The organism is Mariprofundus ferrooxydans PV-1, from assembly GCF_000153765.1.
GTDB classification, from domain to species: Bacteria; Pseudomonadota; Zetaproteobacteria; order Mariprofundales; family Mariprofundaceae; genus Mariprofundus; species Mariprofundus ferrooxydans.
Genome location: NZ_DS022295.1, coordinates 93,828 through 108,601, shown reverse-complemented (window position 1 = coordinate 108,601; position 14,774 = coordinate 93,828). Strand labels below are relative to the sequence as shown.

Below are 14,774 nucleotides of genomic sequence, written 5' to 3'. Positions count from 1 at the left end.
TGAATCTGCAACAAGGCCCTCCTCACGGAGGGCTTTTGCTTGATACCTTATATCTCCTGCTGTCAGACAGCCAGCCAGTTCACTCCACTGCGCACCAGCTTTTTTCTCCACTCTTCAATAAAAAATATCACCAGCGGACTGCCCCCTACAATAACCCATGCGGCAAGCGAAAACGGTGATGCCGAGAAAACAGCATTCAGCACCGGCAGATACAGGATCAGGAAAATAAAGCCGATCTCGACGACCACGCCCAGCATAATCCAGCGATTGAGGCGCACCAGATAGGGCAGAGCGCTTTGGCGATTGGTACGGCAGGCCATGACATTGCCGATCTGGCAAAAAATAATGGTTGCAAGGAATGCGCCGGAAGCCTGCAAATAGAGCGGAGCGTTACCTGCCAGAGGATTGCCCCAGCTCCAGCCACCTGCAAAGAGCACGATAAAAAATGCGCCAAAGGCCAGTACGGCCTCAGCCGGTCCGACAATGGCATAGCTGCGTACAAACGTGCGCAAACTGACCAGCCTATCGCTTCGACGGCGTGGAGGCCGTTGCATGATATCGGCTTCGGCCGGTTCATTACCCAACCCGATCGCCGGTATCATGTCGGTGATCAGATCGATGGCCAGAATCTGTATCACCGTTATCGGCAGCGGAATCGGCAGCAGCACATAGGCAATAAAGGGGAGCACCTCAGGAATATTGCTGGTCAGGATATAGGTGATGAATTTCTTGATATTGTCATACACCGCCCGCCCCTCCTCGATGGCGCTGATGATGGTGGCAAAATTGTCATCAAGCAGGATGATATCGGATGCTTCCTTGGCCACATCGGTGCCGTGCAGGCCCATTGATATGCCGATATCGGCCCGCTTCAGCGCCGGTGCATCATTGACGCCGTCACCGGTAACTGCCACGACCTCGCCCATATCTTTCAGCGCATCGACAATATTGAGCTTCTGCTCCGGCTTAATACGGGCAAACAGCACCTCTTCGTTCTTCAGGGCAGCCGTCAGCATCTCCTCGCTCATATCTGCCAGCTCTTCGCCCTCAATAATGCGCGGGTTTCTGGTTATACCGAGTTTTCTGGCGATATAACTGACTGTTTCAGCCTTATCACCACTGATCACGATAATGCGAATACCGGCGCTCTTGCAGGCGGCAACCGCCGCCGGCACCTCCCGTCTCGGCGGATCCACCATCGCCACCAGACCGATAAACACCATATCCTCCACAGCATCATCCGCCTGCTCCACCACCCGGTAAGCCAGTGCCAGTACCCGTAAGCCCTGCGCTGCATAGTCGTTGGCCTGCCGGATCAAATGCGTCCGCTCATCCTCAGAGAGTCCCCTGACCAGCCCCTCGCTGTGCACCTGGGAACAACGGGATAAAATCACATCGGAGGCCCCCTTGACGGTCATGAACAAGGTGCCGCCTTCCGTCGCGTGTGTTGATGACATGTATTGGTTATCAGGATCAAATGGCAGATTGTGCTTCTCAACAAAGTGACTGCGCAATGCGTCAAATCCGACCTGATCATCGACAAACGTGGCCATCGCTATTTCGGTAGGGTCCCCTTTGAATGTAACCGCCTCATCTCCGCGATCATCACCGCCCACTGAAATCACACCGTTACAGAGCGCCATAATCTCGAGAAAGGTGCGGGAGGCGCGGTTATTGCTGAAGCCCTGACGATCATCGGCATCAACTTCGGAAAAATCGAGATACATGGTTTCCACATGCAGCCGGTTACATGTCAGCGTGCCTGTTTTGTCCGTGCAGATCACCGTGGTACTACCGAGCGTTTCCACAGAAAGAATATTTTTTACCACAGCGTTGCGCTGCCCCATACGCAGTGATGACTGGGTCAGGGCCAGCGTCACGGTAGGCAGCAACCCTTCAGGCACATTCGCCACGATAATACCGATGGCGAAGACCAGATTGGTCCAGAACGGATTGCCGATAAAAAATCCGATCAGAAAAAATGAGCCACCGATGCCCAGTGCCAGCCACGAGATCTTGCGTACAAAGTCCTGCACCTCCTGCTGCATCGGCGTCAGGTCGTGCTCAATCTGCTGAGAGAGTTTGGAGATACTGCCGATGCTCGTGGCACGCCCGGTTCTGACCACCAGCATCCGGGCATTACCCTTGATGACCGTCGCCCCCGAGCTGGCCAGAGAGGTTTCATCCACAACCATATCAAGAGCCGACTTCATCAGCGGTTCCGACTCACCGGTCAGAATCGACTCATCCACCAGCAGCTGGTTCATCTCCAGAATCACCCCGTCAGCCGGTATTTTGTCTCCCTCCTGAAGAAATAGAATATCGCCCGGCACTACCTCGCCGGCATCCAGAATAGTCTTCTCGCCATCACGCAGCAGTGCCACCTTCTTGGGAATGTAATCGAGGAAGGAGACCATCAATTTCTCAACTTTCCGGTTCTGATAGAATGAGACCTGCGCATTGAGTACAACGACAAACACCAGAGCCTCGCCAATCAGCTCATAGCCCTCCCCGGGACTGAGGTAGTGGGCAAAGAATGAGAGTATGGCTGCGCCCAGCAACAACAACGGGAACAGTGCTGTGAACTCCTTGAGCAGCATCAACAGCTGCGAACGGCTGCGATGGAAAACTATCGTGTTTTTACCATACCGCTGCTGGCGAATGCGGGCATCTGCACTGCTTATCCCCTGTTCAGTCGCATCCAGTGACTGCAGCAGAGTGTGCCTGCTGCTTCCAAGAACGGATGAATGTACATCACTATCTATCATAGTTTTTGATTATAGTCTTTCGCCGTCTCTTCCACTATGCCGGAAGCACCGCCAGTAACTACCTGTTTCAACTGGATAGTGAAACCATTGAGACCGATCGACCTGATACGGGCATCCAATCCACATGTGCCGTCATAAATATGAGACCTGCGTCACATTATTGGCCCGCATGCTCGGGCATACTGGGAGGTCACAGGCATCATCTCCGGTTTGCTGCCTGAAACGGTAAAAGTGTTGAAGCTCACGCTCAGCGCAGGGAGGCTAGGCCATGCATAAGGATCGACGTAATGATGACAGGTATTACCTGAATCTTGATCTACAGGCTGAAGGTGAGCTCCTGCTGCTAGTGGGCGAGCAAACATATGAGGTATGTAAGCTGGTGGATATCTCTCCCTTTGGTGCCGGCCTGTCGATTGATGAATCGATCGACGCCGGGTGCAAGGTGACGTTGCAGTACCGACTTGAGAAATTCTACATCAATGTTTCAGGCTTTGTGCTCTGGAGCGAGCCGGAAAACAGTCAGGAGGTGGGCGGTGGATTCAGAATGGGTGTGCACTTTCACAGGAACAATATGCCCATGAATGCAGCATTATTCAAAGCGCTCACTACAAAATACCATTTGCGTCAACCAACTCTGACCACGCACGAATCTCGTCCTCGCATAGCCGCCAGGGCCTGACTGACCCGTTCATTAGCCACACGCAGTGGCTCGCATCTGCGCGAAGTGTTGCTGTTTTGTATCATCACTGTAACGCTTTGGACATGCTTGAAGAAGGGTTCCCCTGCTCCGCCAATCCGGATGCCAAAGTGCTGATTCTGGGTTCCATGCCCGGCCGAAAATCGCTCGATGAACAACAATATTATGCCCACCCGCGCAATGCCTTCTGGCCAATCATGGCGTCTTTATTCGAGTTCAGCGCTGATATTGACTATGAGAAGCGACTGGGGATGTTACGCAGCAACGGCATCGCACTATGGGATGTGGCGCGCCAGTGTATTCGCCCCGGCAGTCTGGATGCTGCGATCCGGTTACCATCGGTGATAACCAATGACTTTACAGCATTTTTTGATACACACCCACAAATCCGGGCCGTCTGCTTCAATGGCCGGAAAGCAGCCGATCTGTATCAACGGCGCGTAATACCGGAGCTGGCTCTCAATCAGACACAGCTTCCTCTCTACCCGTTGCCTTCAACAAGCCCGACCCATGCCGCCATCTCATTCGATAGCAAACTGGCTCAGTGGCGGACGATACTCGATATCCTCTGACAAAGCTTAATAACAAGGCTGAAAACTTTCCTGGATCTCATGCCCTTCTACTGCTGAAATATGTCATCCTTACCGCTTCTTATAAACCCAAATCAAATGATCTGCGAAAAGAGAGTCCGAAACCGCCAAATGTAGTATTGGAGCGATTTCCGTTGGACAACGAGGTCTCCACATTCGTCCAGTACTGCATCCATTCAAGACCGACAGCAAACAACGGGCGAGGTTTATACTCCACACCAAAACCATAGCTTAACCCGGTCTTGACTGCATTGTAATCAAGGTGGGTTCCATTACCCAGCGGGTTGATCGAAAATTTCGACAACGTGCCTCCGAGCAGAGCATACACATTGAATGACCGGGTCACCGGGTACTGTACCTTGCCCAGATAGGAAAAGAATGGCCCATTGCGAAAGTCCAGCGTGAATGGAGCGGCGTGGCCTAATGTGCCAGCCGAATACGAACTGGAGCTCGTTTTCATCAGACCAAAGCGCAATTCGCCACCAAAATATCCGTAATCCAGCCCCACCCTCAAAATACCGGCAGGAATGCCTGATTTCACGGTGGAGAATCCGCGCGAAATACCGCTTTCAACATATTTCACCGTATATGTCCCCGCCTCTAATGCCGCATAGACTTTTATTTCCTGGGCATGCAGAGCCGTGGCAGAAAAGAATATGGAAAACATACTCATGTAAAACACTATTTTTTTCATGACAGCTCCCCTCATCCTTCGGCACATAGCATTGCATTCGCATACATACAGGCTCACAGCTTAGCATGGGATACGCCTGCGTAAAGATGAGCCCGCAGAGCACTGTATACGCGGATAACAGGACACCAGATGCCCCCTGCTGAAAAGCATGTGGGGCATCGGTGCCTGTTTCGCTTGATTGATCAGACAGACGGCACAGACGCCATTAGCAGAACATCCGGTGCAGACTTCAACTGCCTGGTTTAGGTTTAGAGAACCTCGACTGCTTTGGTTGCCAGACGTGAACGCTCCCCGGCCTTCAGCGCGATATGGCCCGCATGCTCCCAACCGGCAAAGGCCGAAACGGCGCGAGAGAGGCCATTGGTGTAGGCCGTCAGATACGGCGTGTCGATCTGCGCATTGTTGCCGAGAATAATAATTTTCGAATCCTCGCCCATGCGCGTCACAATCGTTTTCATCTGATGTGGCGTCATATTCTGCGCCTCATCGACAATCAGCCATGTCTTGGTAAATGTACGACCGCGGGCAAAGGAGAGAGCCGCAATCTCAATCCTGTGCTGACCCAGTATATCAGCAATATTTGACGCTTCATCACCCAGCAAAATCGACAGATTATCGGTGATCGCCCCCATCCAGGGCTCCAGTTTTTCACGTTCTGTACCCGGCAGAAAGCCGATATCCTGTCCCATAGGCACAGTTGCACGGGTTACCAGTATCTTCTCATACAGCCCCATATCGAGTGTCTGGTGAAGCCCTGCAGCCAGCGCCATCAATGTTTTACCGGAGCCGGCCAGCCCCACCATCGCCACCAGATCCAGCTCCGCATCCATCAGCAGGTTCATGGCCATATTCTGCTCGAGATTTCTGGCCTGGATCCCCCAAACAGCATTGCGCTCCTGTCGATACGACACGACATCCTGCAAGTGCACCCGTCGCCCCTCATCCTGCGCTGTACAGCGCATGGCGATTTCACGTTCGCCGGGGAGAACCACAAATGAGTTGATCAGGGGCAGCTCCATCTCCTCCGGCCATGTCACAACAAAATGGTTGCCGTGATCATGATCGAGCACCTGCATCTCGGCACCCATCGCCTGCCAGGTCGCCTCTTCCAGCCTCAACTTGCCACTGGGCAGCACAGAGAGATCGCTGACCACCCGGTCGGAGCGATAATCTTCCGTCGTCAGCCCCAATGCGCGTGCCTTGATGCGCATGTTGATATCCTTGGAGACCAGAATGACGTGCCGGCTCTTCTGCTCCTGCTGAAGCGCCATTGCAACGGCAATAATCCGGTTGTCACCACTACCGGTCGCCAGCGGCTCGGGCAAGACCTCCAGCGAGCGATGGTTCAACTCAAAAAACAGACGCCCGCCGCCGGGCAGTGGACATCCCTTATCCATGTCTTCACATGAAGCGCTCAACTCATCGAGCTGCCTGGAAGCTTCCCGCACATTACGAGCCAGCTCATCCATGCCTTTTTTTACATGATCCATCTCTTCAAGCACAACAATGGGCAGAACCACATCGTGCTCATCGAAATGCACCAAAGCATTGGGATCGTGGATCAGTACATTGGTATCAAGGATATATATCTTACGTTCGGCGGTATCGTTCACGCGCATCCCCTCTTGGGCAGTTTTGTATATCTCAGACGTAGTATGACAGAATCTATTTCATTCGCATACCCAAAAACATCAGATCAAAAGAGCTTGACAGTGGCCTGTCGCTTGGCATGATTCGCCCCGTTCCGCGGGTATAGCTCAGTTGGTAGAGCGCGACCTTGCCAAGGTCGAGGTCACCGGTTCGAGCCCGGTTACCCGCTCCAGACAAAAGGGGGCTTAAGAGCCCCCTTTTTTAACTTGAAATGGTGCATGGCAGGGTGGCTCAGTGGTACGGCGGAGGACTGCAAATCCTTTATTCGCGAGTTCGATTCTCGCCCCTGCCTCCAACCATTTCTCATTATATAGTCTGGCGCTGAAACTACGCAGGAACAAAAATGGCAGTCTGCAAGACTTATTGAACCATTTGCGGGTATAGCTCAGTTGGTAGAGCGCGACCTTGCCAAGGTCGAGGTCACCGGTTCGAGCCCGGTTACCCGCTCCAGATAATAGGGACCCTTCCGGGTCCCTTTTTTATTGCTCATCTGACTGATATCAAACCATACTCATCATGGCATCGCGATCAATCAGCCACTCGCCCTCGGCAATAACGGCAATCGGCAGCGTCTCCCCTGCCCGTATGCGAGCCAGCGCATCGGCCTTGCCTGTGCCTGCCACCAGAATCAGACGGTGACTTGCTCCGTTGAGTACGCCATATCCCATACTGACACGCTCAGGCGGTGGTTTGGGGGAATCAAACACCGGCACTGCCAACCGCTCATCCTGCAGGGCGGGATTATCCGGAAACAGGCTGGCCGTATGCCCGTCTTCGCCCATACCGAGTAGTACAATATCCATCACCGGCGCAGCAGCCAGCATCTCTGCATACTGCGCAGCTGCGGCTTCCGGCCCGAGCTCTGCAGCCATACGGTGTATATGATCAGGCGGCACCGGCACATGGGCCAGCAGTGCTACATCGGCCATTGTGTCATTACGCTCGGCATCGCCAATCGGCAGACATCGCTCATCGCCGAACCAGATATGCAGCGAGCCCCACGGCAGCTTCATCTCACGCAGCAACTCATAACAGCGTTTCGGTGTCGAACCGCCGGCCAGTACCAGATGGCAAACACCGTTTTCCGACACTGCATCACGACAGAGTTCAGCCACCCGCGTGGCAGCGTATCCGGCCAAAGCTTCCGCGTTATCGAATAGTTTTTCAGACACTACTCATCCTGGCTCACAGGTCGGATGGGATGACCGCCGAAACCGGCACGCATCGCATTGACGATCTTGCCGGCAAACGCATCTTTTTCACGGCTGCGAAAACGCATCTGCAGGGCCAGCGTCAGCACAGGTGTCGGGATACCCAGATCGATCGACTCATTGACCGTCCAGCGCCCTTCACCTGAATCATCCATCCAGTCGGAGAGGGAAGAGAGATCCCCATCCTGCTCCAGCGCATCTCCGGTCAGATCCAGCAGCCATGAGCTGACTACGGAACCATGCTGCCAGACGCGGGAGATCTGATGCATATCCAGATCGAATTCATCTTTGGCTTTCATCAGCTCGAAGCCTTCGGCAAACGCCTGCATCATGCCGTACTCAATACCGTTATGAACCATCTTGACGAAGTGACCCGCACCGACCGGACCAACATGTCCCCACCCCTTGCCGTCATTCGAGGCCAATGTTGTCAGCGCCGGCGCGATCAGAGCAATCGCTGCATCGGCGCCGCCAATCATCAGGCTGTATCCGTTCTTCAGCCCCCACACACCGCCGGAGGTGCCGCAGTCGGCAAACAGGATTCCCTGCTCAGCCAGTTCGCACCCGCGGCGCTGACCATCCTTGTAGTTGGAGTTGCCTCCATCGATAATCAAATCACCCGCTTCCATACCGGCATCCAGCAAGGCTGCAATCGTGCTGTCGACAAACTGGTGCGGCACCATCACCCAGACCACGCGCGGAGCCGACAACTGCGCAATCATATCCTGCAGATCGTTTGCTGCGCTGACTGAATCAAATTCAGCTGCCAGTGCAGCGCCCGGAGCCGCATCCACATCATAGGCCACCACGTCATGGCCGCCGCCAGCCAGTCGCTTTACCATATTGCCGCCCATGCGACCCAACCCAATCATTGCCAGTTTCATAATTGTTTCTCCTCTACTTCAGTGATGCGACAAGCCCTCAGCTTAACTCGCTCAAACCCTTTATTTTTCCTCTGTGCCCTGCGCTCTTTGTGGTGACCAGTTTTCTCGTTTAGCCCTCTGAATCCAGCCATTCATGGGCATCAACGATCACGTTATAGCGCTCACGCGCCACCTGCATGAGCTTCTGAGCAAAGTGAGGTCTGTCCATCAGCACTTTACAAAAATCTCGTTTCTCCATCATATACAATGCGCAATAAGTCACCGCACGCACCGATGCCCGACGCTCCTTGGTTACCAGCAAACTCAATTCGCCGAACACCTGGCCGCCGCTAAGCGTTGTCACGACATTACCTTCCGGGTCAATAACATCCACGCTGCCCATCTCGATAATATACAACTCCCGCCCTTCGGTACCCAATCGGGCGATCTCGTCGCCTGCATTAAAGACCACCGGTTTGAGCATCATCGCGAAGGCATTGATCATGGTCTTACTACTACCCTCAAACATCGGTACGCGCTCCAGCGCCTGTTTAGGCGTGCGCGCCAGCCAGCGTCTGTGATCGGGGGAAGGCAAACTGAAGGCGGCCTTCGGCCCCCATGAGCCGAACGGGTAATTGGGGAAGTCACGCGCCCTCTCCTCGCCCCATACATCCAGCACAGGCTGAACAATCCGCCAGGAAGTTTCGACCAGATCAGAGCGTGAAAACAGCGATGCATCGCCACGCATGCAGTCGTACAACATGGTTTCGTAACCGGTACCAGGATGGGCGGAGAATGCCTCGTCATATTCGAAGTTCATATTGACCTTGCGCATATGCATCGACGGACCCGGTCGCTTGGCCAGAAAACGGATCTCAATACCTTCATTAGGCTGGATACGGAAAATCAGCTGATTGGCTTCGAGTTGACTGGAGGCCGGTGTCCCGCGAAAGGTGAACTCGGGAGCGCGGCGAAACTGCACGACAATCTCGGTTGATTTGGTGCGCAAACCCTTGCCCGACCGCAAAAATACAGGCACACCATGCCAGCGCCAGTTGTCGATGCGCAGTTTCAGCGCCGCATAGGTTTCCGTATTGGAGTGGGGATCAACCAGATGCTCATCCCGGTAGGCCTTGGCCGGAGATCCATCGAGATTTACTCCCTCATCATACTGACCACGCACTGCATGATAGCGAACCTCTTCCGGTTTCAGGATACGCACGGCACTGAGCAGTTTATATTTCTCATTGCGAATCGCTTCAGGATCAAACGTAGTCGGCGGTTCCATGCACAAGTAGGCCATCATCTGAAACAGATGATTTTGAATCATATCCCGCATCACACCCGATTTATCATAATATCCACCACGCCACTCCACGCCAACCTGTTCGGTGGCCGTGATCTGAATATGATCGATATGGGTACGGTTCCACAACGGCTCGAACATGCCGTTGGCAAAACGAAAAGCGAGCAGATTCTGTACCGTCTCCTTGCCCAGATAGTGGTCAATCCGGTAAACCTGCTGCTCTTTCCAGTAGGACAGAATTTCTTCATTGAGCGACAACGCAGAGGAGAGATCCATGCCGAACGGCTTTTCAACAATAATGCGACGCCAGCCTTCATTTTCCGCATTCATGCCAATCGACTCAAGCCCTGAAGAGATCATGCCGAATACGGCAGGAGGCGTGGCCATATAAAACAGCACGTTACTGTCGGTGCTGTAGCGGGTATCGAGCGTCTGTAACAATGCCTTCAGCTGAACAAATGCATCCGCATCATCAAAACGGGCCTGCAGATAATGAATCCTGTCACAGAAATTCGCCCAGGCCGTCTCATCAAACTGCTCCTGGCGGGAATACTTTTGTACATCGGTGCTCATCCTGACCCGGAACGATTCTGTAGTATAATCGTCCATAGCCATGCCGAGAATGGCAAAAAAATCCGGCAACAATCCATCGCAGTAGAGGTTGAACAGGGAGGGTATCAACAGCCGCTTGGTCAGATCGCCCGAGGCACCGAACACCACAATGATACACGGGTCTGGCGCGTCTTCCTGCAGGTTCAGCGCCGACAGAAAATCAGGTGAAACATCTTGCATGCTTTGGTCGTTCATTACATTCACATCCATGATTGCGGCATACCGCAGGAGATTATAAACAAGCCTTAGCCATGAGCTGGCAACCTACTCCCGTCCGGTATCCCCTGCCAAGGAAATCACCAGCTTCCATCCCGGCTAATGTGTGAGCAGCACATGAAATATACGTTGAACCTGCTGCATCCGCGAGCGTAATGCGGCCGGTGTGCAGATGCCGGCATGGCGGCGCAGACTCTCCCACTCGGTAGCTCCCGCATCGCTCGGTAGCTCACCGATGGATCGCCATAACTCGACCCGCAGGGCATTCTCCATCTGACGATAATCCAGATAGGTCTCCGCCAGCGCAGATGCCTCTCTGTGCCATGCATCCGGTGCGGAATCCGGAAGGTGATTCAATATATCTACAACTTTCCTGCCCCCGCCGCCAAAGGCCAGGCGCGCATACTGGGCGAGAAACTCTATATCCACCAAGCCGCCGGCATCATGTTTAAGGTCAATAACAGCATCCGATTTGCTGGCCAGATGCTCCAGCATCTTCGCACGCATTTGCAGCACATCGGCAGCAAGATCGGCTGCATCACGAGGCTGGCTCAGCACAGACGAAACGACCTCTTCAACAGCAGCACACGCAGCAATCGGTCCTGCCACCGCGCGCGCGCGGCACAACGCCTGATGCTCCCATGTCTGGGCATCATGAAATTGATAGGCACGAAAGCCGGTGATACTGGTTACCAGAACGCCGGAACTGCCGGAGGGTCGCAGCCGCGCATCAAATTCAAAACCGGCGCCAAAGGGTGGTTTACCGGTGAGGTACTGGATCATGCGACGCCCTATACGCTGACCATGTTCACCAACGCTGCGCCGTCCCAGCATCTGTGATGGGTCGTCATGCACCAGCACAAATACCATATCGAGATCGGATACCATTCCCATTTCCCGACTGCCGTGTTTACCCATGGCCAGCGCCACAAAAGGGAAATCAGCCGGCAGGCCCATTTCATGCAGGCAGAGCCGCAGCACGGCCTGCGTTGCGGCATCGGCAATATCGGCCAGCCACCCACCGATCGTCATCGCATCGGCCGTGTGTGCATCCACAGCCAGTGCCGAAAGCAGTCGCGCCCTATCCACTCCTCGACCGATATCGGCCAGTACCTGCTCTACATCATCAAAACCGGAGAGCTGATTCAGTTGCGTACAGAGATCGCGAATATCCGCGTCGCTGTGCTCTACCATCAACGGCCACTCCAGCCACGACGGGTCTTTAACAATATGATCTGCCAGATAGCGACTGGCAGAAAGTACGCCGGTCAGCCAATCGAGCGCACCCTGATGTGTTGCCAACAGATCCAGCCAGGTGGCCCGACCTGAAATCGAGTGAATAAGCTCGGCAAATGCCTCCACAGCCGTCACGCCATTTTCATCATCCAGCCAGCGCGGCATAGCCTGTGTCAGAATTCGCTCTGTCTGTCCCCGACTGCGCTCGGGCAACATACCTCGCGACAAGCATTCATTCACATACGTCAGAGCCAGAGCTATGCGCTCACGCTCCGTCTCTGTAAGCGCCTCCAGCCCCTTGTACTGACCCGACAACCAGCCATGCTCAATCTCTTCCGCCTCGCCGAGCGGTTTAACAAAGCGCTGAAAAGCATCCTCGACAATGGCGGCATGCTGAATCATTGCCACTTCAATATCCGCAATGCCGGTAGCCTCAGCCAAATAAGCGGCATAATCCTCTCCCAGCTTGTGCGTCTGCTCGCCACGGCGGGCCTGAAGCGCATGTTCAATCCGCCGCCAAAAGCGGTATGCGGATGTTAAGTCCGCAACATCAGACTCCCCTATCGCCCCGACCTGCTGTAATCGGCCGATGGCCTGCATGCTGGGCTGCACCCTCAGATCGGCATTTCTGCCGCCATGTAGCATCTGCAGAGACTGAATGATAAATTCAATCTCGCGAACACCACCCCTGCCGCGTTTCACATCAAAACCGGGCATGATACCGCCGCTGCCCGCCTGAGCATCAATACGCCGCTTCATCTCGGCCAGTGCCGAAACCGTGGTATAATCCAGATAGCGGCGATAGATGAACGGCGCAATGCCGTCGACGAACACCTGCCCCAACGTCAGGTCCCCGGCTACAGGTCGCGCCTTGATCAGCATCGCGCGCTCCCATGTCTGACCGTACTCCAGATAATGACTCAGTGTCGCATCCAGATTCAGGGCAATCGCCGAGCTATCACCCCCCGGGCGCAAGCGCATGTCTACCGGCCAGACGATGCCCTCAGCCGTGCGCTCGCTCATCAGCCGAATCAGCATACGCGAGACGTACATATAATATTCCGCCGCCGGCACGGACTGACGCCCTCCCGCACTACTGCCCGAGCCCTGCCATACAAACAGCGGATCGACATCCGAGCCCAGATTAAGCTCGCGTCCGCCCAGTTTTCCGAGGCCGATTACGCAGAAGCTGCCGCCTTCCAAAGTGCCGTAACGCGGTGCAATCAGACGGCAGGCCATACGCAATGCTTCATCCAGCAGTCCGGAGGCAAAATCAGCAATAGACTGACAGGAGATATCCATATCACCGTGTAAACCAAGCTCCCACCAGATCAGATGGCGATGGCCACGCTCTTTACAGCGACGCAAATGACGCATGCATGTGACCAGATCGCTGCTGTCACAGGTGGGAATCCATGCCTGAGAGCCATCAGGCAACAGGGCATGCTCCGAATCGACAAACAGCGTGCGATACTCACCTCCTGTCATGTTGCGCAGCAGCGTGGAGAACAGCGGCGATATTTCCAGCACTCTTTGCACATCTGCATGCAGCTGTGCCGGTATAAACTTAAGCATCTCGTCTGTTGTCTCGGTCATTGGAAAACTATACCGGTTCTCCCGTACGTGGAACAGCAGTGACGATCAGATTCCGCCACTCCGGGCAACAAAAAAGGCCGCCCAATGGGCGGCCTTTCTGTATAACAGCTTCTGCAACAATTAGCAGGAGTAGTACAGTTCGAACTCCTTCGGGTGCGGACGCATACGTACTTCGTTGAGTTCTTCCATCTTCAACTCGATGTAGGCATCAATCATGTCGTCATCCATGACACCGCCGACTTTCAGGAAGTCGCGATCTGCATCCAGTGCTTTCAGAGCCTCTTCCAGAGAGCCACAAACAGTCGGGATCTTCTTACCCTCTTCCGGCGGCAGGTCGTACAGGTTCTTGTCTGCAGCTTCACCCGGATCGATCTTGTTGGCGATACCATCCAGGCCGGCCAGCATCATGGCGGTAAATGCCAGATACGGGTTAGCAGTGCAGTCAGGGAAGCGTACTTCGATACGGCGAGCCGGATCGGAGTTAACCACCGGAATACGGATGGAAGCGGAACGGTTACGATTTGAGTAGGCCAGCATTACCGGAGCTTCAAAGCCCGGCACCAGACGCTTATAGGAGTTGGTAGAAGCATTGGTCATCGCATTCAATGCCTTGGCATGTTTGATGATACCACCAATATAGTAGAGCGCTTCCTGAGACAGGTTCGCATACTTGTCGCCGGCAAACAGATTCTTGCCATTGAGCCACAGAGACTGATGTACATGCATCGCGGTACCGTTGTCACCGTAGATAGGCTTAGGCATAAACGTTGCGGTTTTACCATGCGCGTGAGCGACATTGTGTATCACATACTTGTACCACTGAACCTCATCCGCCTTCTGGATCAGCTCAGCAAACTTCATCGCCAGCTCGCACTGACCGGCAGTTGCAACTTCATGATGGTGAGCTTCCATGTGGACGCCCAGATCAGCCATAACCAGCATCATGTCACTGCGAATTTCATGCAGTGAATCGACCGGAGGAACCGGGAAGTAGCCACCCTTGACGCGCGGACGGTGGCCGGAATTGCGCATCATGCCTTCGGAAGAATCGGCAAAATTCTTGTTCGAGTTCCAGGCCGCTTCCTCGGACTCGATCTGGTAGCCACAAGAGCCCATCTCGTTACTGAATCTTACACCGTCAAAAATGAAGAATTCCAGCTCAGGACCAAAGTATGCGGTATCTGCAATACCGGCCGAACGGATATAGCTCAGGGCGCGCTGGGCAACCTGACGCGGACAACGGTTATAATCCTGACCGGTACATCTGTGTAGTGTATAACCTGTGCAACCAGCACCAGAACGTGGACAGAACTCATAAAACGGGTCGATATCGCG

The 14,774-nt window shown here is 54.2% G+C and carries 10 protein-coding genes and 3 tRNA genes; 5 read left to right on the top strand and 8 right to left on the bottom strand.

Annotated elements, in window-relative coordinates:
- Positions 1–62: 62 nt before the first annotated feature.
- Positions 63–2,768 carry a cation-translocating P-type ATPase gene (locus tag SPV1_RS07255; RefSeq protein WP_009850494.1) on the bottom strand — a complete coding sequence of 902 codons (2,706 nt, stop codon included), beginning with the start codon at positions 2,766–2,768 and terminating at the stop codon, positions 63–65.
- Between the two features lie 268 nt (positions 2,769–3,036).
- On the opposite strand from SPV1_RS07255, the gene SPV1_RS07250 reads away from it, so the two are divergent.
- Both SPV1_RS07250 and SPV1_RS07245 read left to right on the top strand, forming a co-directional pair.
- The gene (locus tag SPV1_RS07250; RefSeq protein ID WP_009850493.1) at positions 3,037–3,447 is read left to right on the top strand and encodes a PilZ domain-containing protein; all 411 of its coding nucleotides are present in this window, start codon (positions 3,037–3,039) and stop codon (positions 3,445–3,447) included.
- An 83-nt stretch (positions 3,448–3,530) separates the two neighbouring features.
- On the top strand, positions 3,531–4,037 hold the full coding sequence (locus SPV1_RS07245; protein WP_009850492.1) for a DNA-deoxyinosine glycosylase: 507 nt from the start codon (positions 3,531–3,533) through the stop codon (positions 4,035–4,037).
- A gap of 79 nt (positions 4,038–4,116) precedes the next feature.
- Here the strand turns inward: SPV1_RS07245 and SPV1_RS07240 are convergent, their stop codons facing one another.
- Positions 4,117–4,749, bottom strand: coding sequence for an outer membrane beta-barrel protein (locus SPV1_RS07240; RefSeq protein ID WP_009850491.1), 633 nt, complete (start codon positions 4,747–4,749; stop codon positions 4,117–4,119).
- A 248-nt stretch (positions 4,750–4,997) separates the two neighbouring features.
- Positions 4,998–6,368 (bottom strand): PhoH family protein, encoded by a 1,371-nt coding sequence (locus tag SPV1_RS07235; protein ID WP_009850490.1) that lies wholly within the window; start codon positions 6,366–6,368, stop codon positions 4,998–5,000.
- A gap of 127 nt (positions 6,369–6,495) precedes the next feature.
- Here SPV1_RS07235 and SPV1_RS07230 point away from each other — a divergent pair.
- The 3 genes from SPV1_RS07230 to SPV1_RS07220 all read left to right on the top strand — a co-directional run bounded on the left by SPV1_RS07230 (position 6,496) and on the right by SPV1_RS07220 (position 6,849).
- Positions 6,496–6,571 (top strand) — tRNA-Gly (locus SPV1_RS07230).
- 48 nt (positions 6,572–6,619) lie between these two features.
- Positions 6,620–6,694, top strand: a tRNA-Cys gene (locus SPV1_RS07225).
- 79 nt (positions 6,695–6,773) lie between these two features.
- Positions 6,774–6,849 (top strand) — tRNA-Gly (locus SPV1_RS07220).
- Between the two features lie 50 nt (positions 6,850–6,899).
- Here SPV1_RS07220 and pgl read toward each other — a convergent pair.
- From pgl to glnA, 5 genes are all read right to left on the bottom strand, one after another.
- Entirely contained in the window at positions 6,900–7,571 is a 672-nt protein-coding gene (pgl, locus tag SPV1_RS07215; RefSeq protein ID WP_009850489.1) for a 6-phosphogluconolactonase, read from the bottom strand.
- Positions 7,571–8,494 carry a phosphogluconate dehydrogenase (NAD(+)-dependent, decarboxylating) gene (gene gnd / locus SPV1_RS07210; protein WP_009850488.1) on the bottom strand — a complete coding sequence of 308 codons (924 nt, stop codon included), beginning with the start codon at positions 8,492–8,494 and terminating at the stop codon, positions 7,571–7,573. The genes pgl and gnd overlap by 1 nt, the downstream gene beginning before the upstream one ends.
- Before the next feature lie 109 nt (positions 8,495–8,603).
- Positions 8,604–10,571 (bottom strand): glucose-6-phosphate dehydrogenase, encoded by a 1,968-nt coding sequence (gene zwf, locus SPV1_RS07205; RefSeq protein WP_040881894.1) that lies wholly within the window; start codon positions 10,569–10,571, stop codon positions 8,604–8,606.
- 135 nt (positions 10,572–10,706) lie between these two features.
- Positions 10,707–13,439, bottom strand: coding sequence for a bifunctional [glutamate--ammonia ligase]-adenylyl-L-tyrosine phosphorylase/[glutamate--ammonia-ligase] adenylyltransferase (gene glnE, locus SPV1_RS07200; RefSeq protein WP_009850486.1), 2,733 nt, complete (start codon positions 13,437–13,439; stop codon positions 10,707–10,709).
- Positions 13,440–13,559: 120 nt separating this feature from the next.
- Positions 13,560–14,774: type I glutamate--ammonia ligase (gene glnA, locus SPV1_RS07195; RefSeq protein WP_009850485.1), on the bottom strand; the 1,215-nt coding region annotated here is incomplete at its 5' end.

Bases quoted from the DNA above. Each gene is read 5' to 3' on its own strand.
- zwf (WP_040881894.1), bottom strand. From the start codon at position 10,571: ATGCAAGATGTTTCACCTGATTTTCTGTCGGCGCTGAACCTGCAGGAA.
- SPV1_RS07240 (WP_009850491.1), bottom strand. From the start codon at position 4,749: ATGAAAAAAATAGTGTTTTACATGAGTATGTTTTCCATATTCTTTTCT.
- SPV1_RS07250 (WP_009850493.1), top strand. From the start codon at position 3,037: ATGCATAAGGATCGACGTAATGATGACAGGTATTACCTGAATCTTGAT.
- gnd (WP_009850488.1), bottom strand. From the start codon at position 8,494: ATGAAACTGGCAATGATTGGGTTGGGTCGCATGGGCGGCAATATGGTA.
- SPV1_RS07255 (WP_009850494.1), bottom strand. From the start codon at position 2,768: ATGATAGATAGTGATGTACATTCATCCGTTCTTGGAAGCAGCAGGCAC.
- glnE (WP_009850486.1), bottom strand. From the start codon at position 13,439: ATGACCGAGACAACAGACGAGATGCTTAAGTTTATACCGGCACAGCTG.
- SPV1_RS07235 (WP_009850490.1), bottom strand. From the start codon at position 6,368: ATGCGCGTGAACGATACCGCCGAACGTAAGATATATATCCTTGATACC.
- SPV1_RS07245 (WP_009850492.1), top strand. From the start codon at position 3,531: ATGCTTGAAGAAGGGTTCCCCTGCTCCGCCAATCCGGATGCCAAAGTG.